Origin of the sequence: Microbispora catharanthi (assembly GCF_006334915.2) — a bacterium.
Lineage (GTDB): Bacteria > Actinomycetota > Actinomycetes > Streptosporangiales > Streptosporangiaceae > Microbispora > Microbispora catharanthi.
Window position 1 is genome coordinate 254,243 of sequence record NZ_VDMA02000007.1, and the last position, 22,866, is coordinate 277,108.

Here is a 22,866-nt window from a genome sequence, read left to right on the forward strand (position 1 = left end):
GCGGTACGGCGCACGCCCGCGCGGGGGCGTGCGCCGTGCCGGCTCCGAATCAGGTCACTCGAAGGCGGCGGCCGCCATCGGCTCCGCCTTCTCGCCGTCGGCGGCGCCGGGAGCGCCGCTGCGCAGCGGGACGTGCTTGATGAAGGCGGCGATCACCGGGACCAACGCGGCGAACAGGACCGACCACAGGAAGACCGTGCCGATCGTGCTGGCGAGCGCCTCCAGGAAGCCCGTCTTGACGGGCGGTGGAAGCTGCTCGAGGACCTTCCGGTCGATCTGACCGCCACCGGAGCCGAGCAGGGTGGCCGCCTTGGCGCCGAACCTGGTGGTGATCTCGTCGGCCAGCCGGTTGTTGAAGATGGCGCCGAACAGCGAGATGCCGAACGAACCGCCGATGGAGCGGAAGAACGTGGAGGCGCTGCTGGCCACGCCGATGTCCTTCTGCTCGACGCTGTTCTGTGCGATCAGCATGGTCGTCTGCATCAGGAAGCCCATGCCCAGGCCGAGGACGGCGATGTAGACGCCGGTCCGCCAGGCGGGGGTGTGGACGTCCTGCGTCGAAAGCAGCCACACGCCGATGGCCATGACCACGCCGCCGATCACCGGGAAGCTCTTGTACTTCCCGGTCTTCGTGATCGCCCTGCCGACGAACAGCGACACGACCATGGACGAGGCCATCATCGGGAGCAGGAGCAGCCCGGAGTTGGTGGCCGTGGAGCCCTGCACGATCTGCTGGAACATCGGCAGGAAGGTGATCGCGCCGAACATCGCGAAGCCGAGCAGGAAGCCGAGCACGTTGATCAGCGTGAAGTTGCGGTTGGCGAACACGTGCAGCGGCAGGATCGGCTCGGCCGCCCGCCGTTCGACGGGGATGAACACGGCCAGCGCGACGACCGCCAGGGCGGCCAGCCCCAGGATCTGCCACGAGCCCCACGGGTATCCGTGCTTCTGGCCGCCCCACGAGGTGATCAGCACGATCGCGGTGATCGCCACGGTGAGGATGGCCGCGCCGAGCCAGTCGATGCGGTGCTCGGTGCGGTGCCTGGGCAGGTGCAGCTTGAGGATCAGCCAGATCAGCGCCACGCCGCCGAGCGGGAGGTTCACGTAGAAGGCCCAGCGCCAGTTCAGGTTGTCGGTGATGAAACCGCCGACGAGAGGCCCCGCGATCATGGCGAGCGACATGATGGCCGCCATGATGCCCTGGTACTGACCACGCTCACGGGGCGGGACCAGGTCCCCGATGATCGACATCACCCCGACGATGAGCCCGCCGGCGCCGAGGCCCTGCAGCGCGCGGAAGGCGATCAGCTCGATCATGCCGTCGCCGGTGCCGCCGAACAGCGACGAGCCGGCCATGCCGCACAGCGCGGAACCGATCAGGAAGATGGCGATCGAGCTCAGGAAGATGTTCTTGCGGCCGTACAGGTCGCCGAGCTTGCCCCAGATCGGCGTCGAGACCGTGGTGCCCAGCACGTACGCGGTGGTGACCCAGGTGAAGTAGTCCAGGCCCTGAAGCTCCCCGACGATCCTCGGCATCGCCGTGCCGACGATCATGTTGTCCAGCATCGCCAGCATCATCGCCAGCATGAGACCGGGTAAGACGATCATCACTTCCCGGGACCGGCCGGGCGCGGCCGCGGTCTCCGTGGTCATGGGTGCCCCCTTGAAAGGAATTTACTTACTTGCCGACAGGCTAGTGCCCGAGGCACGGTATTGTCCTTACTTGCCGGCCGTCAAGTTATTTGGGGACAGCAGGGAATGGGTGCTCATACCGACACACGCAGCCGCATCCAGGAGGTCGCGATCAGGCTCTTCACCGAGCAGGGATACGAGGCGACGTCGCTCCGGGAGATAGCCGAGGCCCTCGGCGTGACCAAGGCGGCACTCTACTACCACTTCCGCACCAAGGAGGACATCGTCGCCAGCCTGATCGAAGACCGCGTCAAGGCACTGGACGAGCTGATCGCGTGGGCGAACGGGCACCCCCGCACCGCGGAGACCCGCGGGGAGGTCATCCGCCGCTACTCCGCCCAGATGACCAGCGGACGCCACCACGAGGTCATGCAGTTCATGGACCGCAACAAGACGGCGCTGCAGGGCCATGCCAAGGTCGACCTGATGCGCGAGCGCATGGGCGAGCTGATGCAGACGCTGTGCGAGCCGGACGACCCGCTGCCGGTCAGGCTGAGGCGCTCGATGGCGCTGTTCGCGATGCACGCGGCCTGGTTCTTCATCCGCGACGAATCGGCGACAGAGGAGGAGCGGGCCGCGGCGGGACTGCAGGTCGCCCTGGAATTGGCCGAGGGCTCGGACGGTTGATCCCCCTCTGATGGGAAGGTGAACGACCATGCTTTTCGGACAGGAACACGTCAAGCGCTACATCGAGACCGACGGCGAGGAAGGCCACGACTGGCAGGGCACCACGGTGGCCATCCTCACCACCAAGGGCCGTAAGTCGGGCCGGCTCCGCAGCACCCCGCTGATCTACCAGCCGTACGGCGACGCCTACCTGGTGATCGCCTCCAAGGGCGGGGCAGACGAGCACCCGCTGTGGTACCTCAACCTCCAGGCCGAGCCCGAGGTGGAGTTCCAGATCAAGGGGGACAGGTTCAAGGCGCGCGCCCGTACGGCGACCTCCGAGGAACGACCGGACATGTGGCGGACGATGGCCGCGACCTGGCCCGCATACGACGAGTACGCCACCAAGACCGACCGGGAGATCCCGGTCGTCGTCATCGAACGCGTGTAGGCACACGGGGGCGCGCCGGGCACGGGCGGTCAGGAACCAGCCGGCCCCCGGCTCGCCCCGTCGTCCGCACGCGGCGCTTCGTCGGCGGCCTCCGCCGCCCGCATCCGTCTGGGCGGCCCGCCGCCCCCGGCGAACCCAGTGACTCGTGCGGCCGTCGGCGGTATCTTTCCCGCATGATCCTCAGTGACGGGGGAGGCTCTGTGAGCGACGGCCGCACCGCCGAAATCATGATCGCCGAGGCCCGGAAGGCCTTGTGGGTCATGGTCGGCTTCCTGGCGCTGATCTGGGTCGTGCAGGTGGCCAACTGGGCCTCGGGCTACTCGCTCAGCTACAGCTACGGCATCAGGCCCTGGGACGTCGAGCGGCTGCCCGGGATCGTCTCCGCGCCGCTCCTTCACTGGAGCTGGGAGCACATCGAGGGCAACTCCGGGCCGCTGTTCATCTTCGGGTTCCTCGCGGCCTACCGGGGCGTACGGCGCTTCCTCGGGGTGACCGGGCTGATCGCCGTCGCCAGCGGGCTCGGCTCGTGGTTCACCGCCGACTCCTCCACGGTCGGCGCGGGCGCGAGCGGACTGGTGTTCGGCTACTTCGGGTACGTGCTCGTGCGCGGAGCCTTCGACCGGCACCTGATCGACATCGTCATCGGCCTGGTCATGGGCCTGTGCTTCGCCTACCAGTTCGCCGGGCTGCTGCCGGCCGAGGGCATCGGCTGGCAGGCCCACGTCTTCGGCTTCGCGGGCGGCATCCTCGGCGGCTACCTGTTCCGCGACCGGCGGGCCAAGGGCACGACCGGGAGTGCGCCTCCCGCCAGTGCCGCTCCGCCCGACTCCCGATCCGCCCTGCTTAAGGAGATCGAGGACCTCGGCCTGTAGGCCCATGCCCGTGCGCGACCGCCCCGTGTCCGCGGCGATCGGCACCTGCACGACAAGCCCGTGAAGGAGGCTGACCGGCAGATGGCGGCTACCGATGTGTCCCCGATCCAAAGCCCGGCCCGAGCCCCACTCCGCCGACTCCTTCCGCGGGTTGCCGGGACCGTCTGCTGATCGGGCCGCTGTGCGCGTCTTTCCGCGGCCATACGGTCAGGGCTCGGGGTGGTCGGGTGGATGGCAGGGGATGCTGGCGGTGAGCGCGAACCCGCCCTCGGCGGTCGGGCCGAACGTGAGCCGCCCGCCCACCAGGGTGACGCGCTCGCGCAGGCCGGGCAGCCCGTAGCCGCCCCCCGCGTCAGCGGGCACCCGGACCGGAACGGCCCGGCTCTTGCCGCTGTTGACCACCGACACGTTCAGCACGCCGCCGTGGGCCTCGCAGACCACCTGCACGTCGGCCCCCGGCGCGTGTTTGCGCACGTTGTTGAGGCCCTCCTGGACGACGCGGTAGCAGGCGTGGCCGGCCTGCCGCGACAGCGTCTCCTCCGGCACGTCGTAGTGCAGGGCGACGCGCAGGCCGGTTGCCCTGCCCTCCTCGACCAGGCGCGGTATCCCCTCGACGCTCTCCGCCGAGGGCGGCAGGTCCCTTCGCCGCAGCGCCGTGAGCAGCTCGCGCAGCTCGGTCAGCGCCCGCACGCCCTTGTCCTCGATGTTCCTGGCCAGTTTGCGGATCTCGTCGAGCTCGTCGGCGTCCTGGATGAGGCCGGCGTTCAGGACCATCACGGTCACCGCGTGCGTCACCGTGTCGTGCAGCTCACCGGCGATGCGGCGGCGTTCCTGGGCTGCGGCGCGCTCCTCGCGCGCCCGCACGCCCGCCCGCAGCTCCCGGATCATCGCGCGGTAGCGCCACACCCAGGTGCCCACCAGCGCGGGCAGGAAGATCAGCGTGGCCGCCCGCACCGTCACGGCGACGGGCAGCCGGTCGGTGTAGGGGCTCGCGTAGTCGGCCAGCGCGTAGACCCCCGCGAGCGCGGCGGTCACCCACGGCCATCGGCGCACCGTGTTCTGCGCCGTCATCGAGTACGCCGCCAGCATCAGCGGCATCGTCTGGCCCGCGAGCAGGGCGCAGGCGACGGTGGCCACGATCACCGGCCAGGCCGCACTGCGCCGGGTCAGCATGGACGCGGCCGCCGCGCCGGCCGCGGCGATCTGGGCCCACCACGGCACGGCGAGGAACGGCAGGGCCGGGAAGGAGCGGCCGAACATCACCGCCGGCACCGCGAAGGCGAGGACGGCGACGGCGAGCAGCACGTCGGCCGCCGCCTCCCGGCGCGCCGCGAGCCCGGCCCACTTCTCCCCCATACCGCTAGTTTGTGGGTTTGACCTGCGGCTTCGTGCAGCGCCACGCCCCTTTGACGTAGCTGTGCCACACCTTGCCGTACGTCGGGCCGGTCGAAACAGTCGTGCGTCTTGGGCAGGATAAGAGGCGTGAGCGAAAGCATGAGCCTCCTCCGCCGTCTTCCGTCCGGCTCAGCATCCGGCGCCGACCCGGACGCGCTGTTCGACGCGTTCGTGTCGTGGAACGCCGATCGCGGGCTCACGCTCTACCCTGCGCAGGAGGAGGCGCTGATCGAGGTCGTCTCCGGCAACAACGTGATCGTGTCCACGCCCACGGGGTCGGGCAAGAGCCTGATCGCCGCCGGCGCGCACTTCGCGGCGCTGGCCCGGGACGAGATCAGCTTCTACACCGCGCCGATCAAGGCGCTGGTGTCGGAGAAGTTCTTCGACCTGTGCGCGCTGTTCGGGACCGAGAACGTCGGCATGATGACCGGCGACGCCACCGTGAACGCCGACGCGCCCGTCATCTGCTGCACCGCCGAGATCCTCGCCCAGATCGCGCTGCGCGACGGCGCGGACGCCGACGTCGGCACCGTGATCATGGACGAGTTCCACTTCTACGCCGAGCCCGACCGCGGCTGGGCCTGGCAGGTGCCGCTGCTTGAACTGCCGCAGGCGCAGTTCGTGCTGATGTCGGCCACGCTCGGCGACGTCGAGCGCTTCCAGACCGACCTCACCCGCCGCACCGGCCGCCCCACCAGCGTGGTCAAGCACGCCGAGCGCCCGGTGCCGCTGATCTACTCCTACCGGACCACTCCCCTGCACGAGACGCTGGAGGAGCTGCTGTCCACCCAGCAGGCCCCGGTTTACGTCGTGCACTTCACGCAGGCCGCGGCGATGGAGCGCGCCCAGGCGCTCATGAGCATCAACATGTGCACCAAGGCCGAGAAGGAACAGATCGCCGCCCTGATCGGCAACTTCCGGTTCACCACCCGGTTCGGCCGGGCCCTGTCCCGGCTCGTACGGCACGGCATCGGCGTGCACCACGCGGGCATGCTGCCGAAGTATCGCCGCCTGGTGGAGCGCCTCGCGCAGGCGGGGCTGCTGAAGGTCATCTGCGGCACCGACACGCTCGGCGTGGGGGTCAACGTCCCGATCCGCACCGTGTTGTTCACCGCGTTGTCGAAGTTCGACGGCACGAAGGTGCGGCGGCTGCGGGCGCGGGAGTTCCACCAGATCGCCGGGCGGGCCGGCCGGGCGGGCTTCGACACGGTCGGCTACGTCGTCTGCCAGGCCCCCGACCACGTCATCGAGAACGAGCGGGCGCTGGCGAAGATCGGCGACGATCCCAAGCGGCGCCGCGGCTACGCGCGCAAGAAGCCGCCGGAGGGGTTCGTCGGCTGGAGCGAGGACACGTTCGAGAAGCTCCAGACGGCCGAGCCCGAACCGCTGACCTCCCGCTTCAAGGTCAGCAACGCCATGCTGCTGTCGATCATCAACCGCCCCGGCGACTGCTTCCAGGCGATGAAGCGGCTGCTGACCGACAACCACGAGGACCGCAAGGCGCAGCGCCGCCACATCAGCCACGCCATCGCGATCTACCGCTCGCTGCTGGCCGGCGGCATCGTGGAGAAGCTCACCGAGCCCGACGAGCACGGCCGCATGGCCCGGCTCACCGTGGACCTGCAGGAGGACTTCGCGCTCAACCAGGCGCTGGCCACGTTCGCGCTGGCGAGCTTCGAGCTGCTCGACCGGGCCTCCCCCACGTACGCGCTGGACCTGGTCTCCATCGTCGAGTCGACGCTGGACGACCCCCGGCAGATCCTGCACGCCCAGCTCAACAAGGCCAGGGCCGAGGCGGTCGCGCAAATGAAGGCCGACGGCATCGAGTACGAGGAGCGGATGGAGCGCCTCGCGGAGATCACCCACCCGATGCCGCTGGCCGACCTGCTCTTCGGCGCGTACGAGACCTACCGGCGCGGGCACCCCTGGGTCGGCGACCACGTCGTGAGCCCCAAGACGATCGTGCGCGACATGTACGAGAGGGCGATGACCTTCACCGAGTACATCCAGTTCTACGAGCTGGCCCGCTCGGAGGGCACGGTGCTGCGCTACCTGGCCGACGCGTACCGCACGCTGTCGAAGACCGTGCCCGAGCACCTGAAGACCGACGACCTCGTGGACCTCATCGAATGGCTGGGCGAACTGGTGCGCCAGGTCGACTCCAGCCTCATCGACGAGTGGGAGAAGCTGGCCAACCCGGCCGAGGCGCTGGCCGCCGGGCAGGAGCAGTTGGAGACCCGGACCCGCCCGGTCACCGCCAACGCGCGCGCCTTCCGGGTGCTGGTCCGCAACGCGATGTTCCGGATGGTGGAGCTCGCCGCACTGGACCGCGAGGAGGAGCTGGTCGAGCTCTACCCGGACGTCGACTGGGGCGCGGGCCTGGACGCCTACTACGAGGAGCACGACGAGGTCCTCACCGGCCCGGCCGCCCGCGGCCCGGCCCTCCTGCTCATCGAGGAGGAGAAGGAGCTGTGGCGGGTGCGTCAGATCATCGACGACCCGGCCGGCAACCACGACTGGGGCATCGGCGCCGAGGTGGACCTGGCCGCCTCCGACGAGGAGGGACACGCCGTCCTCCACGTCACCGGCCTCACCCGCCTCTAGCCGTGGAGGCCGGGGACGGCTCCGGCGTCAGACGGTGTACCCGCCGTCCACGGCGAGGGCGGTGCCGGTGATGTAGCGGCCGCCGGGGCCCGCCAGGTAGGCCACAGCGGCGGCGATGTCCTCGGCCTCGCCGTAACGCCCCAGGGCCGTGAGGGAGCGCTGGAAGCCGGCGGTCTCGCCGTCGGCCGGGTTCATGTCGGTGTCGATCGGGCCCGGGTCCACGATGGTGGCGGTGATCCCGCGCGGTCCCAGCTCCCGGGCGAGCCCCTTCGTCAGCCCGACGAGCGCGGATTTGGCCGTCGCCTGCAGGACGAAGTTCGAGCCGGGAACGCGCCCGTTGAAGCACGACCCGACGCTGATGATCCGTCCGCCGTCGCCCATGTGCCGGGCGGCGGCCTGGGCGGCCAGGAACACCGACCGGACGTCCACGGCGAGCGCCCGATCCAGGTCCGCGGGGGACACCTCCGCCAGCGGGCCGTAGGCGAGGAAGCCCGCGTTGTTCACCAGGATGTCGATGCGGCCCAGCTCCCGAACCGTCTGCTCCACCGCCTCCGCCGCCGCCTGCCGCTGGGTCAGGTCTGCCTGGATCGCCGTGGCCCTCCCCCCATGGGCCTCGATCTGCTCGGCGACCTCACGCGCTCGGTCCGCCGCCTCGACGTAGGTCAGCGCGACCGCCGCCCCCGCCTGAGCCAGCCGTTTCGCTATCGCCGCGCCGATCCCGCGGCTGCCGCCGGTCACCAGCGCCACCTTGCCCGTCAGGTCGCTCATCGACGCCTCCTTCGTTGACGGCTTGTTCGTCATGCCGAGAGGGTAGAAGTTGACATCGATGTCAGGTTCAAGACGTCGTCATGCGGGATGGCAGGCGCGGAGCGGCGAGCGCAGTGCCCGCCCGGTCAGCCGTAGTACTTCCTGGCGCCCTCGTGGAGCGGCACGGGGTCGGTCTTCGGCGCGTCGGCGAGGGTGATCTCCTTGGCCGACGCGTGCACCTTCTCCAGGTCGGCCTTGTGGTCGAAGATCAGCCGGGTCAGGTCCTCCGCGAGCTTCGCGTCCATCGCCGCGTTCACCACGAGAAGGTTCGGCACGACGATGGTCGGCACGTCGGACGGCGTGCCGTACGCCGCCTTGGGGATCACGCCCTCCGCGTAGACGGGGCCGTGGGCGGCGCGCATGGCGGGCAGCACGTCGTTCAGCGGCACGAAGGTCACCTCGTCGCCCATGCTCGTCACCAGGTCGGTGATGCCCGAGGTGGGCAGCCCGCCCGACCACACCAGCGCGTCGAGGGTGCCGTCCTTGAGCCCCTGCACGGTCTCGGGCAGCGACAGCGCCTGCCGTTTGACGTCCTTGCCGGGATCGAGCCCGGCGGCGGCGAGCAGCCGCAGCGCGATCACCTCCGTTCCCGAGTTCGGCGAGCCCGTGGACACGCGCTTGCCGCGCAGGGCGGCGACGGAGGTGATCCCGGCGTCGGTCCGCGCGATCACGTGCGTGTAGTTGCCGTACAGCCGGGCGAGCGCGCGGATCGGCTGCGGGGCGGTGAAGGCGCCGGTGCCCTTGACCGCGTCGGCGGCCGTGTCCGCGAGCGTGAAGGCGATGTCCGACTGTCCCCTGACCACCCGCTGGATGTTCTCCACCGAGGCGCCGGTGGCCTCCGCGGTCGCCCGGTGGCCCGGCAGGTGCTTGTCGATCAGCTCGGCGAGCCCGCCGCCCAGCATGTAGTAGACGCCGGTGGTGTTGCCGGTGGCGATCGACAGGCGGGTCCCGCCGCCCGTGCCGCCCCCCGCGCCCGACCGGTCGCCCCCGCAACCGGCGGCCAGCAGTGCCGCGGTGACGGCCAGCGCCGTCACGAGCCTGAACCTCACGGATGCGCCTCCCTGTGTCTGCGGATGAAGTGGACGGCGAGTGCCAGGGCCGCGACGCCCAGCCCGGCCAGCACGGGCCAGGGCGACAGGACGAGCAGCAGGACCGCCGCCAGCGCGCACAGGCCCCGCTCGGCCGGACCGGCGGGGCCGGCGAGCCAGCCGCCGGTGGCCACCGCGAGGACGGCCACGGCCAGCGCGGACACGACCGCGGCGAGCAGGATCTCGCCGATCGGCCCCTGGGCCAGCAGGGCCGCGCCGGACGGCGTGAGCACGAACGCGAAGGGCACGAGGAACGCCGGGAGCGTGTACTTCCAGGTGGCCCACATCGTGCGGTGCGCGTTGCCGCCCGTGATCGCCGAGGCGGCGAAGGCCGACAGCGCCGTCGGCGGGCTCACCTCGGACAGCACGGCGTAATAGAAGATGAACATGTACGCCTCGGCCGGGGTGACGCCGAGGTTCAGCAACGCGGGACCGATGATCACGGCGGCGATGACGAAGGACGCCGTGACCGGCACGGCCAGCCCGAGCAGCAGCACGGCCAGCGCGCAGGCCACGGCGGTGGCCGCGAGGTTCCCCCCGGACAGGCCGACGATCAGCGAGCCGGCCTTGAGCCCGAGCCCGGTGAGCGTGACCACGCCGACGATCGTGCCCGCCGCCGCGCAGGTGACCGCGACCGGCAGCACGCCGGTGGCGCCCGCCGCCAGGGCCCGTACGGCACGACGCGGGGTCAGCCGGTTCTCGCCGCCGGTAGTGCGGTCCAGGAACGACAGGGCGAAGGCCAGCAGCGTGGCGTACACGACCGCACGGAACGGCGACTGGCCGAGGGCCATCAGGATGATGATCACGAACAGCGAGCTGAAGTGGTAGCCGAAGCGCCTGATCAGCGGCCAGGGACCGCCCACGTCCACCGGAACGGCCCGCGTGCCGTACCTGCGGGCGTCCATCTCGATCGCGAGGAAGACGCCCAGGTAGTACAGGACGGTCGGGATCGTGGCGTAGACGAGCACGGTCAGGTAGCTCACCCGCAGGTATTCGGCGATGATGAACGCCGCCGCGCCCAGCGTGGGGGGCGACAGGATCGCACCGATGCCGGCCGCGGCCAGCACTCCTCCGGCCTGCTCGCGCGGATAGCCGGCCCGGCGCAGGATCGGCCAGGCCACGCTGCCCACGCTCACCGTGGTCGCCACGCCGGAACCGCTCACCGTGCCGAGCAGGAACCCCGCGAGTGTGACGGTCCGCCCCGGCGCGGAGCGCGAGCGGCGGAACGCGGCGAAGGAGACGTCGACGAAGAACCGCCCCGCCCCCGAGTGGTCGAGCACCGCGCCGTAGATCGTGAACAGGATGATGTACGTCGCCGCGACGTCGAGGGGCACGCCGTAGACACCCTCGGTGCCCATCGTGAAGGCCGCCACGATCCGGTCCAGGTCGTAGCCCCGGTGGCCGAGCGCCCAGTCGGCGGGCAGGTAGCCGCCGTAGTAGGCGTACGCGAAGAAGACCGCGCACACGACGGGCAAGATCCAGCCCACGGTCCGCCGGCACGCCTCGAGGAGCAGCAGCGTGAGCAGCGCTCCCGCCGCCACGTCGAGCGGCGTCGGCGCGTACGCCCGGCGGATGAGGTCGTCGAAGACGACGAGCGGATACACGCAGACGGCCAGGGACAGCGCCGCGAGCCCCCAGTCGAGCGGGCTGATCCGATCACCACCGCCCCGGCGCCGCGCCTTGTAGCAGACGAAGGCCAGCGGCAGCACCACGGCCAGGAACGCCATCCGGTAGGGCAGGACCGCCCCCGGCCGGAAGGTCTGGTAGAGCGCGTAGAGCGACAGGGCCAGCGCGACGATCGTGACGAGCGCCGCCGGGCGTCCGGACAGGCGCCGGGCGGGACGCTCCGCGTCGAACTCGGCGACGAGGTTCTCCGCCGACGTCTCGTGCCGGGTCTCGGTCACGCGTCTCCCCTGCGGTGCGGCAAGCCCTTGACCGCAAGGTACGCCGAAGTTGACTTCGCGGAGTCATCATCCGGATCACAGTCCGGTCACAGGCCGTAGTCCCGCTCCTACCGGCCGGTCGCGTCTACGGGCGGTTCCCGCGGCTCGGCCGCAGGATGTAGGCGGCGAGCACCGCGGCCCCGGCGACGGCCTGCGCCGCGACGTACGGCGCCACCGAGGCGGGCCGCGACGCCAGCGCGGAGAGCGCGGGCAGGGACCCGAACAGCGCGAGGTCCACGCCGGTCAACGCCCAGATCAGCGGTCCCGTCGGCACCGCGCCACCCGGGGTGTCGATGACCGGCATGGAGTGGTCGACGGGCCGCCGCCGGGCCATCCGCAGCGCGCCCGCCGCGAGCGCGGGGGCGGCGGCCGGCCCGAGCGCCCACCAGGCCCCCGCCGGCAGCGTGCCCGCGGCCTGGAGGCCCACCAGGGCGAGCGCCGACCAGGAGGCGGCCAGCAGCGCGGGCAGCACGGCCCGGGCGGCCGTCGCCGCCCTGCCGTCCACGGCCAGCATCCGGGCCAGGGCCGGGTCGCCGCCGTCGCGCCGGACCCCTCCGGTGCACATCGCGGCAGCGGTCAGCGCCCCGCACAACAGCATCCCTGCGGCTCCGGACCCGCCTCCGATGGCGTTCGCGCAGACGGCGGGCAGGGCCGCCGCACCGAGCAGCGCCGCAAGGCGGCCCGGCCGCCTGCCCACCCGCAGCCACTCCTGCCAGGCCAGCGCGGGCGCCGGGCCGAGCCGCGACAGGAGGCGGGGCCAGGGGCGGGAACGCAGCGCACGGCCGCGCCAGTGGGCGTCCTCCGCGACCCAGGTGAGCATCCCGGGATCCAGCGTGGTCGCCGCCGAGGTCACCCGCGCCGTCCTGGTAGAGGAGGCCAGGATCCGGTGGGCGGGGATGCGGGCGAGCGCCGTCCAGGCCTGCCGTACGAGGAAGGCGGCCACGACGGAGGCGACGCCCGCGGCCGCCACGCCCAGGGACGCGGGCGCCTCCGCGACGGCGGCGAGGATCCGGCGGCCGGGGCCCGCGCCGAGGACGGCCGCGAGCACGGCCACGGAAAGAGCCCCGGCGATCAGAAATTGCAGCCGGGCGTCCGACGCCGGGGACTGCTGGCCGAGCACCGCCGTGGCCATGCCGCCCACGCCCGCCGCGACACCGAGCACCAGCGCCGCCGCGAGACGCACACCGAGCTGATCGGGGGCTCCGAACACCGACAGCGCGGTCAGCCCGAGCGCCGCCCCGGCGAGCACCGCCGCCGACAGCAGGAGCAGCGCCGTACGGCCGAGCACGGCCCGGCGGGGCAGCGGCGACGTCACCAGCCACGAGGCGTCGGCGGCGGGCAGCACGACGGGTCCGAGCGCCCGCGCCAGGGCGAGGAAGCCCGCGTAGGCCGCCGCGACCAGGGCGAGCCCGGGGCCGAGCCGCGCGGGGTCGGCGTGGTGGGCCAGCCCGGCGAGCGCCTCCGCGACCGGGCGGCCGAGCACCGCGGCGGCGACGAGCAGGCCGAAAACGCCGGTGTAGCGGTCCGAGAAGGTCGCCGGCCGCCCACGGCGGGCGCGGAGGTAGGCGAGGGCGGGGTGCGTCCGCGCGGCCGCCGGGATCACGACGCCGCCCGCAGCGTGATCACACGGGCTCCCGCGTCCTGCGCCAGCCGCGCGTCGTGGGTGGCCATCACGACCGTGCCGCCCTCGGCGGCGTAACCGCGCAGGATCCCCGCGAGGCGCTGCCTGAACCCGGCGTCCAGGCCGCGCTCCGGCTCGTCGAGCAGGAGCAGGCGGCTCGGCCGGAGCAGCGCCATCGCCAGCGACAGCCGCTGCCGCTGGCCGGTGGACAGCGACAACGGGGCGAGATCGGCCCGGGCGCTCAGCTCGAAGGTCTCCAGCGCCTCGTCGGCCGTCAGGCGGGCGTCCTGCTGGACGGCCCTCATCAGCTCCAGGTGTTCGCGGACGCTCAGACCCGGATACCAGGCGGGCTCGTCGCCGGCCTGCACGACCCGCCGCCAGAAGTCCGGCAGGTCCGCAGGCGGCCCGCCGAGAACGTCGATCTCGCCGCGCGGCGAGGGGTGCAGGCCGGCCAGGCATCGCAGCAGCGTCGACTTCCCTACGCCGTTCTCCCCCATGACGGCGACGACCTCGCCCGGAGCAGCGGTGAGATCGACGTCGCGCAGCACGGGCACGCCGCCCAGATCCAGCCCGACCCCGCGGGCCGTGATGATCGCGTTCGTCATGCCCCGAGCCTACGCGCGGGCGCCGCACCCCTGTCCGCCCGTCTCCGGGCCGGAGCGCCTAGCGTGGATCTTCCAGAGGATCGGTGGAGGTCGGGCAGTGCGCGTGCTACTGAGCTGAACGGGTCGTGGGGCGGGACCACCCTGGCGGGAGCCTGGGCCGCCCACGCGGGGATCGCACTCGCGATCGTGCCGCCGGTCCTCCTGCTCACGCGGTGGTTGTGGCGGGAGGGGGCCCGCCGCGGGCCCGCCTCACGGGGGACGCCCGACGGAGCGTAGAGCCGCGCGCTCAGCCGCCGGAGGTGGGGTCCTCGGCTCCGGCGCCGGGGATCGTCATGTCGTCGGGGTCGTCGAGCCAGCCGTGCGGCAGCGACACCTTCGACCTCTCGCCGCTCTTGCCGCGCGGGCCGTCGGCCTCCTCCGGCCACGGCTGGTCCGCGTCGAGCTCGGCCACCCGCTCGGCCATCTCCGGCAGGCGGGTGACCGAAGTGAGGGCGCGTCGGGTCTCGGCTCCGACGACGAAGCCCTTGAGATACCAGCCGACGTGCTTGCGGAAGTCGGCGAGCCCGTGCGACTCACTGCCGATGACCTCGCACAACAGCTCGGCGTGGCGCAGCATCATCGCGCCGACCTCCCCCAGACGGGGACGGACGCGCTCGGCCGAGCCCCGGAAGGCCAGGTCGAGGTCGCGGAACAGCCACGGCCGCCCCAGGCAGCCCCGCCCGATCACGACTCCGTCGCAGCCGGTCTCCGCGACCATGCGCAGCGCGTCGTCGGCGCTCCAGATGTCGCCGTTGCCGAGCACCGGGATCTCCGGCACCGCGTCCTTCAGCCGCTTGATCGCGTCCCAGTGCGCGGTGCCGCCGTAGTGCTGGCGGGCCGTACGGGCGTGCAGGGCGACGGCGGTGAGGCCCTCCTCCACGGCGATCCGTCCCGCCTCGACGTAGGTCAGGTGGTCCTCGTCGATGCCCATGCGCATCTTCATCGTGACCGGCAGCGGCCCGGCACCGGCCACCGCCTCGCGCAGGATCGCGCGCAGCAGGTTCCGCTTGTACGGCAGGGCCGACCCGCCGCCCCTGCGGGTGACCTTGGGCACGGGACAGCCGAAGTTCAGGTCGATGTGGTCGGCCAGGTCCTCCTCGGCGATCATCCGCGCGGCCTTGCCGATGACGGCCGGATCGACCCCGTACAACTGGATGCTGCGAGGGGACTCGTCCGCGCCGAACCGGATCATCTGGAACGTCAGCGGCACCCGCTCGACCAGCGCCCGCGATGTGATCATCTCGGACACGAACAGGCCGCCGCCCTGCTCCCGGCACAGCGTGCGGAAACCGATGTTCGTGATGCCCGCCATGGGAGCGAGCACCACCGGGGGCCAGACCTCGAGCGCGCCGACTTTCACTCATTCATTGTCCCCGCTGCCGGCGGTGAGCCGTACAAGATCATGGACGTGAGGCTTTTGCCCCGGTTAATCTGACCTGGACCAACGGTGGGGGAGGTCGTCATGCTGCTGCGGCTGAGAATCGCCTTGCCGGATCGTCCGGGCTCGCTGAGCCAGGTGACCGGGGTCCTCGGGTCCGCGGGTGCCGACATCACGCAGGTGACGGTGCTCGACCGGGGCGGCGGCCGCGCCCTCGACGACTTCACCGTCTACTGGCCCGACGCCGCCCCCCGCGAGGACCTCGTACGGGCCCTGCACGGCGTGGACGAGGTCCGGATCGAGGGCATCTGGGGCACCAGGGAGGCTCCCGGCACCTATCCGGAGCTCGAGATCCTGAAGTTCCTCACCACGGCGGGCGACCGCGCGCTCGGCACGCTGATCGACTCCATGCCGGTGCTGTTCAGCGCCGACTGGGCGGCGGCGGCGACCGAGAAGGACCCGCGCGTCACCGTGTACGCGAGCTGGCGGGCACCCGAGGACATTCCGTTCCCCGAGGAGACCCCGCCCCGGCCGACGGCCGCCACGCTGCCGTCCGGCCTGCACGTGATCGTCGCGCCGCTGCCGCCGCTGGCGCTGTCGCTGATGCTGGCCAGGGCGGAGGGGCCGGACTTCCACCGCAACGAGGTGCACCGGCTCACGCGGATCCTGGAGATCTTCCTGACCCTGCCCGCGATCGAGCGGGGAGCCGACCGCGCGTTTCGCAGACCGAGCGCCCGGCCGTTCTGAGTACACACCGCAGCCGAAAACCCGGTACAGTAGCCACGTCGCCGCAAGGCGGACGCGGAAGTGGCTCAGTGGTAGAGCATCACCTTGCCAAGGTGAGGGTCGCGGGTTCGAATCCCGTCTTCCGCTCCGAGAGGTCACGATTATGGGCCTCGCTCTGGTGGAGTGGCCGAGAGGCGAGGCAGCGGCCTGCAAAGCCGCGTACACGGGTTCAAATCCCGTCTCCACCTCTGTTTTCCGATCCGGTTCCGGATGTCGGCACGCATGTCATGCGTGCCGACACCTCCGCTTCCACCAGCGTCGGCCCTCCGAGCGGGCTGGTGACGGGCCATCGTGAGCACCTTGGCGAGCAGGCCGTCCGGCAGGGGCGGGTACAGCGTCGGCCTGCGCCACACGTACTTCCCCAACGTGGGCGACCAGGGCATCCGCGCGCCGCACCCGAAGGGCGCGGCGCGTTCCGGCATGCGAGGGACAAGTCGAGGTAAGGCTTCTTCTCAACGTCCGATAACGGGCGCACACTGAAAGGGACACAACAGGCGATTCAGCGTGGAGTAGCTCGTGCACGGTCAGATGCCTCCAGCGATGCCCATGCTCTCTCGTGGCAAGCATCGCAATCCCAGCAAGGGCGCCTGCTTCATGGAGTTCGCGTCCTACCTCGCAGGTGAGCGGTGGAGCGACCATCCGTCGTGCACACACCCGCTGCTCGCCGGGCTCGCCCGCCTCGTCAACGACCACACCTCCGACGCCGCCCGGCCCCGCTTGGCCGAGCTGATCCCGTCGGTGATCGGCCTGACGGGCGACGATCCGTGCCTCGACGCGCGGATCGCCCTGTGCTCGGCCAGGGCCGCGCTGCCGGTCGTCGCGCACGAGCGCCAGCTCGCGATGGCGGTCTCGATCCTGTCGGCCGAGCACGTGCTCGCCGAGCTGGAGGGCCGTTCCGCCGGGGATCTGGACGAGCGCAGCAGGCAGGCGCTGGCCCAGGTGCCGGACGCCGCCCGCTGGGCCTACACCTTCGGGCGTGGCGTGCGGGTCTCACCCAAGGGCTTCCGCAGGTACGCCGCGCCCAACACCGTGCAGCTCGCGGTGCGGGGCATCGCTCAGGCGTGCGTGCCCGACCCCGATCGGCTGCTGCGCGACCTGCTGGCCGACGCGATCGACGACTGCTGGGCCCTGCTGCGTCCCGCTGCCGGATTCGACGCCGGGACCGCCGTCGACTCCGCCGTCGAATCCGCCACAAGGGCCGGCGCCGAACCCGCCCCCGCTGCGATCGATCCCGCACGCTGGGCGGACGCCTGCCGCCTCACCGGCATGTCGGCCTGACCACCCCGGCCACCGGCTCGCCGCTGAGCCGGTGGCCGAGAGCAGTGGCCGTACGCAGGTGGCCGTGAGCCGGTGACCGTGTGGGCCGGTCAGGTCAGCGCGGCCCCGCGTACGGCCCGCTTCGGCGCGGCGCGCCGCGACGCCGTGATCGGCCGCAGCAGCAGGGCCTGGGCGAGCACGACCACGCAGAAGATCCCGAGCACGTAGCCCCAGCTCACGTCCGTCAGATGGTGCATGCCCCGATAAAGCCTGGACAGGCCGACCGCCAGGGCCGCTCCCGCGCCGAGCAGCCACCACAGCGCGTTCAGGATCGCGTGGCGGTGTGTGTGCAGGGTCAGCACGAGCGCGGTGCCGCAGTAGAACGCCACGGCGGCACTGGTGTGCCCCGACGGATAGCTGGACGTGGGCGGCGCGGGATCGAGATGCGGCACGTGCGGGCGGGCCCGCTGCGCGAACACGGTCGCCAGCAGGAAGATCGCCGACTGGGCGCAGACGACGGCCACCAGGAAGACCGACTCCCGCCAGCGCCGGTAGACGACCCGGAAGAGGATCGCCATGATCGTCGTCACCACGATGATCACGGGCGTGTCGGACAACATCGAGCCGTAGTGGGTCACCTCGTTCCAGAACGGCGTGCGCTCCTGGGCGATCTCGCGGCTGACCGCCTCGTCCTGCGCGACGAGCGTCGAGTGCTCCAGGACCTTCGTGAGCAGCAGGCCGAGCCCGAGGGTCACCAGGGCCATGAGCGCGAGCGGGAGCAGGACCCGCCGCGCCGCCTCCGCGGCCACTCCTCGAGCGGGCGCCGAGGAGGACCGGGCGCTCCGGGCCGTGCCACGATTACGAACGGCGTCCAATTCGTCCTCCTTCGGGGGCGATTTCCCTCTTCGTCTCGGGCCCGACGCCCTCGCGTAACGGCTGGGCGGGCCGGCGGCCCACGTCGCGGCGGCGCCAGGTCTCGAAGGCTGCGGCCGTGGCGGTCACCACCGCCACGCCGAACACCAGCCCGCCCACCACGTCGCTGAACCAGTGCACGCCGAGCGCGATCCGGCTGAAGCCGACCGCCAGCGGGATCAGCACGGCGAGCGTCCAGGCGAGCACCCGCCCGCGCTCCCGCACGAGGGGCAGGACGAGCAGCAGCAGGATCCCGGCGCCGAGCACGGCGTTGACCGTGTGTCCCGAGGGGAACGACGCGCCGGGGGCGATGGCGACGGGGTCCGGCAGGCTGGGCCGGGCCCGCGCGACGATGACCTTCAGGGCGAGGCCGAGCAGGCCGCCGACCGTGATCGTGGTGGCCGCCCACAGGGCCAGGTTGTAGGCGCGGCGCCAGACCAGCCAGGCGACCGCGGCGCCGACCGCGATCCGCCAGGTCAGCGGCGCGAAGACGTCGCTGACCAGTTCCATCAACCGGGCGAACCCGGGGTTGCCGATCGCGTAGGCGTGCAGGTCCCGCGCCGCGCCCTCGTCGATCTCGGTGAGCGGGCCGAAGGAGGTCTTGACGAAGACCAGCAGCACCGTGAACGGCACCCCGATCAGCGCCAGCGCCGCCGTCGCCACCGTCAGCCGCAGGCCGAGTCCGTGCTCGGGGTCGAGCCGCCTGCGCCACCAGCTCATCGGCCGCTCCCGACCGGCTGCCGCTCCCGCGGCGATGCCGGGGCGGGGCCGGGGTCGGGTTCGGCCGGCTCGCCGCGGCCCGCGCGGCAGGCCTCCAGCTGTGCCGAGAAGGAAAGGCCGAGGAAGAGCGCCATCGAGCTGAGGAACGACCACAGCAGCAGCGCCATGACCGCCGTGAGCGGGCCGTACGTCGCGCCGAAGGTGTGGCTGCTGGCGGTGTAGAGCGCGAGCAGCCAGGTGAACAGCGTCCACAGCAGCACGGCGACCGTGGCCCCGACCGCGAGCCAGGTGTGCCCCGGCTGCTTGCGCCGGGGCGAGGAGCGGAACAGCACCGAGATCGACAGGACGGCGAGCAGGAAGCCGATCGGCCAGCGCAGCCAGCCCCACAGCCGCTGCACCGTGTCGCTCCAGCCGTAGACGTGCGCCGCGGCCTCCCCGACCGCGGCGCCGCCGACCAGGATGACGAAGCCGACGCTCATGAAGAGGCCCGCAGTGACGGCCATCAGCAGCGCCCTGCCGTACTTGGCCAGGAAGGGGCGGTCGCGCTCGATTCCGTAGATGCGGTTGGCCCCGCGTTCGAACTGGCCCATGGCGGTCGTCAGCGACACCAGCGCGGTCAGCAGGCCGAGCCACAGGGCCAGCTTCTCCCCCGCGCCCGAGGCGTGGTGGCTCTGGTCGAGCGTCTCCTGGATGACCTGCGAGCCCGCGCCGGGGGTCAGCTGCCGCAGGGTGAGCTCGAGGAGCCGGCCGAAGCTTTCCTGGTGCAGCACCGAGCTCAGACCCACGACGGCGATCGCTCCCGGAATGATCGCGAGGCAGGTCTGGAAGGCGAAGGAGCGGGCGTTGCTCGTGCCGTCGCCATACCTGAACCGGACGTACGCGTCACGGATGAGGTGCCAGCCGCCGTACCGTCGTATGGCGGCGTAGGCGTCGTCGGCCGACAGTTCGTCGCCGCTCATGCTCCTGGTCTCCGGCACCGGGGTCGCGGTTCCCATGTCAGTCCTCACATCGTCAGGGGGTGGGGACCCGCCGGGGCCGGGTCGCGGGCCGGCCTCGGCGGGTCCCCGCAGAACCACCGACTACCCCGATCACGATGCTTGGAACGCCAGGCCTTTCAGAAGATCCCTTGACCTGGGCGACGGCTCTCCCGCGACGCGCCGGAGGACCGGCCCGACCGGGCCGGTCCTCCGGGTCGCCGTTTTCGCGCCGCCGGTTACAGGACGGCGCAGCCGACGCGTACGGGAATGCGGGGCGACCAGCGGCCGGACACGACGTCCTGGGCCTGCGCGTAGGCGTTGGCCGCCTTGCCGCCTCCGGAGCAGTCGAACACGCCGGTCTTCTTGCCGAAGCTGCCGCCGACGTAGCCGCTGTGCGCGCTCGCGCTCACCGTGCCGCTCCAGTAGAGCCTGCCGGTGTTGTACCGGATGTAGAGCCTGACCTGGCCGAAGTTGTAGTGGTCGCCGTTGATCTTGAGGCGCGGGATGTCGTCGACCGAGGTGCTGGTGGCGGTGCCGTCGCCGTTGTCCACGGGCGGGACGGTGTAGCGAGTGATCCACAGCTTGGCCGAGACCCTGCGGTCGGCCGCCTTGCCGTTGTCGGCCTTGGCCTGCGCGCGGGCCGCGGGGGTGACGCACACGTCGTCGCCGGTGAACGCCTCGCGCCAGACGTAGCCGGTGACGCAGGTGTGCGGGCCGAACGGACCGGAGGTCCAGCGGGACGCCTTGGCGGCGTTGTCGGCGAGGGTCTGCGTGCGGGTCGCGGGCGTCACGCAGACGACGTCGCCTGTGCGGGCCTCGCGCCAGACGTAGCCCTCCAGGCAGGTGTTCGGGCCGAAGTCGCCGCCGGCGGAGGCCGGGCCGGCCATGAGCGTGACGGGGGCGGTGACGGCCAGACCGGCGATCGTGGCGGTGGCCAGACCGAGCAGGGTGCGCTTCATGTCAGTCTCCTGTGCTGCTGCGGGACGAGGGTGCTGATCGGCGGTCCCGGTCCGGCCGTCGCCGCCGGGGCCGTGCACCTCAGTGATAGGCCCGCTCGCCTGCACGCCTCTTGCCGCAGGCTTTCCGCAACCGCTGCAAGCCCCTCGCAAGGCGCCCGCAAAAATCACCCTCCAAGTCTCTTGTCGACTTGTTGAACGATTTTTACTTTGGAGGGAAACCCCCCACTCCAGAGGAGCGATCTCCATGGGACTGATACGGGCACTCGGGGTCACCGGTCTCGCCGCCGCCGTCGCGTCGGCGCTCGTCACGCTCTTCGGCGCGGTCACGGGCTTCGAGCGCACCGACGGCGGCGAGGTCGCGGTGATCCGCGACGGCGGGCCGCTCGACGACAGCGGCATCCGGCAGATCGTCGATCCCGCGTCGGGCCTGACGTGGACCGGCCTGTGGTCGTCGGCGCACCGCTACCCCGCCCAGCAGCGCTTCTACACCATCACGGCCGACGCCAAGCGGGCCACGACCCTCGGCGTGGACGTCGTGACGGTGCCGAGCAGCGACGGGGTGGACCTCGGCATCGAGGGCACGCTGTACTTCACGCTGAACCTCGACCACGACACGCTCAAGCGGTTCGACGACAAGTTCGGCACCCGCACCTTCCGGGGGCAGGACGGGGGGCAGCGCCACGCCTGGGACGGCGACGAGGGCTGGGCCGCCTTCTTCGGCCAGGCCGTGCGCCCGGTGGTCGACAACGCGCTGCGCGCCCAGATCGGCGCGATGCGGTGCGCTGAGCTCGTCCCCACCTGCGCCCTGGTCGACAAGGCGCGGCAGGGGGTCAGGCTGGAGCCGCACGACGCGAACGGCGGCATCGCCCGGGTGCAGAACGCGGTCAACACCACGCTGGAGCACGACCTCGCCCAGACGCTCGGCGGCCGGTTCCTCACCGGCATGCGCTTCAACCTCGTCCGGGTCGCGCTGCCCCAGGACGTGCAGCAGGCGGTCACCAGGGCGCTGGCCGCGAGCGCCCGGGTCGCCGAGGCGCTCGCGGAGGTCGACTCGGCCGAGGCGAGGGCCAAGGCCGACCGCGCCCGCCAGTCAGGGTACAAGCGGTGCCCGGCCTGCGCCGACATCGACAAGCTCAAGTCACTTCCCCAGGGCATCACCGTCTACGCCCCGGGCAACTCCGAGATCATCGTGCCCAGCAAGTGAAACGAGGTCTAGTAAGACTGGAGCTCCAGCAGGTTGCCGTCGGGGTCGCGCAGGTGCGCGGTGCGGCAGGTCGGCCCCCATTCGGGCCGGGCGCTCGGCGGCGCCACGACCCGGCCGCCGTTGGCGGCCCCCACGGCGGCGGCCCGGTCGACGTCGTCCACGGTCAGGACCAGCATCGTCCCGTCGCGTCCGCCGTCGAGGTCCACACCGGTGACCTTCGCGAGCATCTCGCGGTCGAGCAGGGCCAGCACCGCCTCCTTGTCGCGGTCCCAGTTGGCGTACGGCCCCGCCTCCGCGCCCTTGACGAGGTGCGCGCCCGCCACCGCGGTGAGCAGGCCGTCGTAGAAGCGGAAGCACTCGGCGAACCGGGAGGCGAGCACGCGAGGATAGAGAGCGTCCATGGAAATCCCTTGGCAAGTACCAACTATTGGTGGTGCCCTATCCTGCTCTCGTGAGCGACGTGCCGCAACTTCCCCCGTCCCTGCTCGGGATCACCGCGTTCCTGCTGTCGAAGGTGGGCATCGCCGGGCGACGCCGTATGGGCGACCGGCTGCGCGGGCACGGCATCGGCCTGTGGGACATGGCCGTGCTGGCCGCGCTGCGCGACTTCGGCCCGGCGTCCCAGCGCGAGCTCGGCGCGCGACTGGGCATCGACCCCAGCGACCTCGTGGCGGTGATGGACACGCTCGTGCCGCTCGGCCTCGTGGAGCGCGAGCGCGACCCCGAGGACCGGCGGCGATACCGGGTCGCCGTCAGCCCCGCGGGGCGGTCCACGCTGGAGGCGGCCCTGCGCGAGGCCGGCGAGGTGCGCGACGACCTGCTGGCCGCGCTGGACGAGGACGAGCGGGCGGCCCTGCACGCGCTGCTCAGGAAGGCGTACGCCGGGCTGGAGCCGCGGGCACGGGCCTGAGAGGCCTCCGGCGGCCGTCGCGGAGCGGTCCCAGGCGGCG

Annotated in this window: 21 protein-coding genes and 2 tRNA genes; 10 read left to right on the plus strand and 13 right to left on the minus strand. The window is 71.9% G+C overall.

The features are described 5' to 3' along the window. Nucleotides 1-54: 54 nt before the first annotated feature. Nucleotides 55-1,653, minus strand: coding sequence for an MDR family MFS transporter (locus tag FH610_RS15840; protein ID WP_139575183.1), 1,599 nt, complete (start codon nucleotides 1,651-1,653; stop codon nucleotides 55-57). Between the two features lie 105 nt (nucleotides 1,654-1,758). Here FH610_RS15840 and FH610_RS15845 point away from each other — a divergent pair, with 105 nt between their 5' ends. From FH610_RS15845 to FH610_RS15855, 3 genes are all read left to right on the plus strand, one after another. Further along, a complete protein-coding gene (locus tag FH610_RS15845) occupies nucleotides 1,759-2,319 on the plus strand; it encodes a TetR/AcrR family transcriptional regulator (protein ID WP_139575184.1) in 561 nt (186 codons plus the stop codon). A 28-nt stretch (nucleotides 2,320-2,347) separates the two neighbouring features. Further along, a complete protein-coding gene (locus FH610_RS15850) occupies nucleotides 2,348-2,749 on the plus strand; it encodes a nitroreductase family deazaflavin-dependent oxidoreductase (RefSeq protein WP_139575185.1) in 402 nt (133 codons plus the stop codon). A 173-nt stretch (nucleotides 2,750-2,922) separates the two neighbouring features. Then, nucleotides 2,923-3,621, plus strand: coding sequence for a rhomboid family intramembrane serine protease (locus FH610_RS15855; protein WP_139575186.1), 699 nt, complete (start codon nucleotides 2,923-2,925; stop codon nucleotides 3,619-3,621). Nucleotides 3,622-3,828: 207 nt separating this feature from the next. On the opposite strand, the gene FH610_RS15860 is transcribed toward FH610_RS15855, so the two are convergent. Further along, a complete protein-coding gene (locus tag FH610_RS15860) occupies nucleotides 3,829-4,977 on the minus strand; it encodes a sensor histidine kinase (protein ID WP_139575187.1) in 1,149 nt (382 codons plus the stop codon). Between the two features lie 138 nt (nucleotides 4,978-5,115). Here FH610_RS15860 and FH610_RS15865 point away from each other — a divergent pair, with 138 nt between their 5' ends. Continuing rightward, entirely contained in the window at nucleotides 5,116-7,620 is a 2,505-nt protein-coding gene (locus FH610_RS15865; RefSeq protein ID WP_139575347.1) for a DEAD/DEAH box helicase, read from the plus strand. Between the two features lie 27 nt (nucleotides 7,621-7,647). On the opposite strand, the gene FH610_RS15870 is transcribed toward FH610_RS15865, so the two are convergent. From FH610_RS15870 to dusB, 6 genes are all read right to left on the minus strand, one after another. Further along, the gene (locus FH610_RS15870; protein ID WP_139575188.1) at nucleotides 7,648-8,388 is read right to left on the minus strand and encodes an SDR family NAD(P)-dependent oxidoreductase; all 741 of its coding nucleotides are present in this window, start codon (nucleotides 8,386-8,388) and stop codon (nucleotides 7,648-7,650) included. Nucleotides 8,389-8,513: 125 nt separating this feature from the next. Further along, nucleotides 8,514-9,476 carry a TAXI family TRAP transporter solute-binding subunit gene (locus tag FH610_RS15875; protein WP_205825804.1) on the minus strand — a complete coding sequence of 321 codons (963 nt, stop codon included), beginning with the start codon at nucleotides 9,474-9,476 and terminating at the stop codon, nucleotides 8,514-8,516. Then, nucleotides 9,473-11,419, minus strand: a complete 1,947-nt coding sequence (locus FH610_RS15880; RefSeq protein ID WP_139575189.1) for a TRAP transporter permease — start codon at nucleotides 11,417-11,419, stop codon at nucleotides 9,473-9,475. Before FH610_RS15880 ends, FH610_RS15875 begins: the two co-directional genes overlap by 4 nt. A gap of 124 nt (nucleotides 11,420-11,543) precedes the next feature. Continuing rightward, the gene (locus FH610_RS15885) at nucleotides 11,544-13,061 is read right to left on the minus strand and encodes a DUF6297 family protein (protein WP_139575190.1); all 1,518 of its coding nucleotides are present in this window, start codon (nucleotides 13,059-13,061) and stop codon (nucleotides 11,544-11,546) included. Next, entirely contained in the window at nucleotides 13,058-13,684 is a 627-nt protein-coding gene (gene ccmA, locus FH610_RS15890) for a heme ABC exporter ATP-binding protein CcmA (RefSeq protein WP_139575191.1), read from the minus strand. The genes FH610_RS15885 and ccmA overlap by 4 nt, the downstream gene beginning before the upstream one ends. A gap of 286 nt (nucleotides 13,685-13,970) precedes the next feature. After that, nucleotides 13,971-15,083: a tRNA dihydrouridine synthase DusB gene (gene dusB / locus FH610_RS15895; protein WP_240808992.1), complete on the minus strand. Its 1,113-nt coding sequence runs from the start codon at nucleotides 15,081-15,083 to the stop codon at nucleotides 13,971-13,973. 102 nt (nucleotides 15,084-15,185) lie between these two features. Between dusB and FH610_RS15900 the strand changes: the two genes are divergently transcribed. From FH610_RS15900 to FH610_RS15920, 4 genes are all read left to right on the plus strand, one after another. Continuing rightward, nucleotides 15,186-15,848: an ACT domain-containing protein gene (locus FH610_RS15900; RefSeq protein ID WP_139575192.1), complete on the plus strand. Its 663-nt coding sequence runs from the start codon at nucleotides 15,186-15,188 to the stop codon at nucleotides 15,846-15,848. A gap of 54 nt (nucleotides 15,849-15,902) precedes the next feature. Next, a tRNA-Gly gene (locus FH610_RS15905) sits at nucleotides 15,903-15,974 on the plus strand. A gap of 30 nt (nucleotides 15,975-16,004) precedes the next feature. Then, nucleotides 16,005-16,075, plus strand: a tRNA-Cys gene (locus FH610_RS15910). 352 nt (nucleotides 16,076-16,427) lie between these two features. Further along, nucleotides 16,428-17,165, plus strand: coding sequence for a hypothetical protein (locus FH610_RS15920; RefSeq protein ID WP_205825805.1), 738 nt, complete (start codon nucleotides 16,428-16,430; stop codon nucleotides 17,163-17,165). An 89-nt stretch (nucleotides 17,166-17,254) separates the two neighbouring features. On the opposite strand, the gene FH610_RS15925 is transcribed toward FH610_RS15920, so the two are convergent. From FH610_RS15925 to FH610_RS15940, 4 genes are all read right to left on the minus strand, one after another. After that, a complete protein-coding gene (locus FH610_RS15925) occupies nucleotides 17,255-18,019 on the minus strand; it encodes a phosphatase PAP2 family protein (protein ID WP_139575194.1) in 765 nt (254 codons plus the stop codon). Then, nucleotides 18,003-18,776: a phosphatase PAP2 family protein gene (locus FH610_RS15930; protein ID WP_139575195.1), complete on the minus strand. Its 774-nt coding sequence runs from the start codon at nucleotides 18,774-18,776 to the stop codon at nucleotides 18,003-18,005. The genes FH610_RS15925 and FH610_RS15930 overlap by 17 nt, the downstream gene beginning before the upstream one ends. Beyond that, entirely contained in the window at nucleotides 18,773-19,771 is a 999-nt protein-coding gene (locus tag FH610_RS15935; protein ID WP_139575196.1) for a YihY/virulence factor BrkB family protein, read from the minus strand. Before FH610_RS15935 ends, FH610_RS15930 begins: the two co-directional genes overlap by 4 nt. A 218-nt stretch (nucleotides 19,772-19,989) precedes the next feature. After that, nucleotides 19,990-20,712, minus strand: coding sequence for a hypothetical protein (locus FH610_RS15940; RefSeq protein WP_139575197.1), 723 nt, complete (start codon nucleotides 20,710-20,712; stop codon nucleotides 19,990-19,992). Between the two features lie 244 nt (nucleotides 20,713-20,956). Between FH610_RS15940 and FH610_RS15945 the strand changes: the two genes are divergently transcribed. Continuing rightward, a complete protein-coding gene (locus FH610_RS15945) occupies nucleotides 20,957-21,916 on the plus strand; it encodes an SPFH domain-containing protein (RefSeq protein WP_139575198.1) in 960 nt (319 codons plus the stop codon). An 8-nt stretch (nucleotides 21,917-21,924) separates the two neighbouring features. Here the strand turns inward: FH610_RS15945 and FH610_RS15950 are convergent, their stop codons facing one another. Then, nucleotides 21,925-22,317 carry a VOC family protein gene (locus FH610_RS15950; RefSeq protein WP_139575199.1) on the minus strand — a complete coding sequence of 131 codons (393 nt, stop codon included), beginning with the start codon at nucleotides 22,315-22,317 and terminating at the stop codon, nucleotides 21,925-21,927. Between the two features lie 50 nt (nucleotides 22,318-22,367). On the opposite strand from FH610_RS15950, the gene FH610_RS15955 reads away from it, so the two are divergent. Further along, complete coding sequence (locus FH610_RS15955) at nucleotides 22,368-22,826, plus strand: MarR family winged helix-turn-helix transcriptional regulator (protein ID WP_205825806.1); 459 nt, start codon at nucleotides 22,368-22,370, stop codon at nucleotides 22,824-22,826. Nucleotides 22,827-22,866 lie beyond the last annotated feature (40 nt).

Coding starts and splice junctions, on each gene's coding strand:
- FH610_RS15850 (WP_139575185.1), top strand. CDS start 2,348: ATGCTTTTCGGACAGGAACACGTCAAGCGCTACATCGAGACCGACGGC.
- FH610_RS15920 (WP_205825805.1), top strand. CDS start 16,428: ATGCCCATGCTCTCTCGTGGCAAGCATCGCAATCCCAGCAAGGGCGCC.
- FH610_RS15940 (WP_139575197.1), bottom strand. CDS start 20,712: ATGAAGCGCACCCTGCTCGGTCTGGCCACCGCCACGATCGCCGGTCTG.
- FH610_RS15930 (WP_139575195.1), bottom strand. CDS start 18,776: ATGAGCTGGTGGCGCAGGCGGCTCGACCCCGAGCACGGACTCGGCCTG.
- FH610_RS15950 (WP_139575199.1), bottom strand. CDS start 22,317: ATGGACGCTCTCTATCCTCGCGTGCTCGCCTCCCGGTTCGCCGAGTGC.
- ccmA (WP_139575191.1), bottom strand. CDS start 13,684: ATGACGAACGCGATCATCACGGCCCGCGGGGTCGGGCTGGATCTGGGC.
- FH610_RS15900 (WP_139575192.1), top strand. CDS start 15,186: ATGCTGCTGCGGCTGAGAATCGCCTTGCCGGATCGTCCGGGCTCGCTG.
- FH610_RS15840 (WP_139575183.1), bottom strand. CDS start 1,653: ATGACCACGGAGACCGCGGCCGCGCCCGGCCGGTCCCGGGAAGTGATG.
- FH610_RS15845 (WP_139575184.1), top strand. CDS start 1,759: ATGGGTGCTCATACCGACACACGCAGCCGCATCCAGGAGGTCGCGATC.
- FH610_RS15935 (WP_139575196.1), bottom strand. CDS start 19,771: ATGGGAACCGCGACCCCGGTGCCGGAGACCAGGAGCATGAGCGGCGAC.
- FH610_RS15865 (WP_139575347.1), top strand. CDS start 5,116: ATGAGCCTCCTCCGCCGTCTTCCGTCCGGCTCAGCATCCGGCGCCGAC.
- FH610_RS15860 (WP_139575187.1), bottom strand. CDS start 4,977: ATGGGGGAGAAGTGGGCCGGGCTCGCGGCGCGCCGGGAGGCGGCGGCC.
- FH610_RS15945 (WP_139575198.1), top strand. CDS start 20,957: ATGGGACTGATACGGGCACTCGGGGTCACCGGTCTCGCCGCCGCCGTC.
- FH610_RS15855 (WP_139575186.1), top strand. CDS start 2,923: ATGATCCTCAGTGACGGGGGAGGCTCTGTGAGCGACGGCCGCACCGCC.
- FH610_RS15870 (WP_139575188.1), bottom strand. CDS start 8,388: ATGAGCGACCTGACGGGCAAGGTGGCGCTGGTGACCGGCGGCAGCCGC.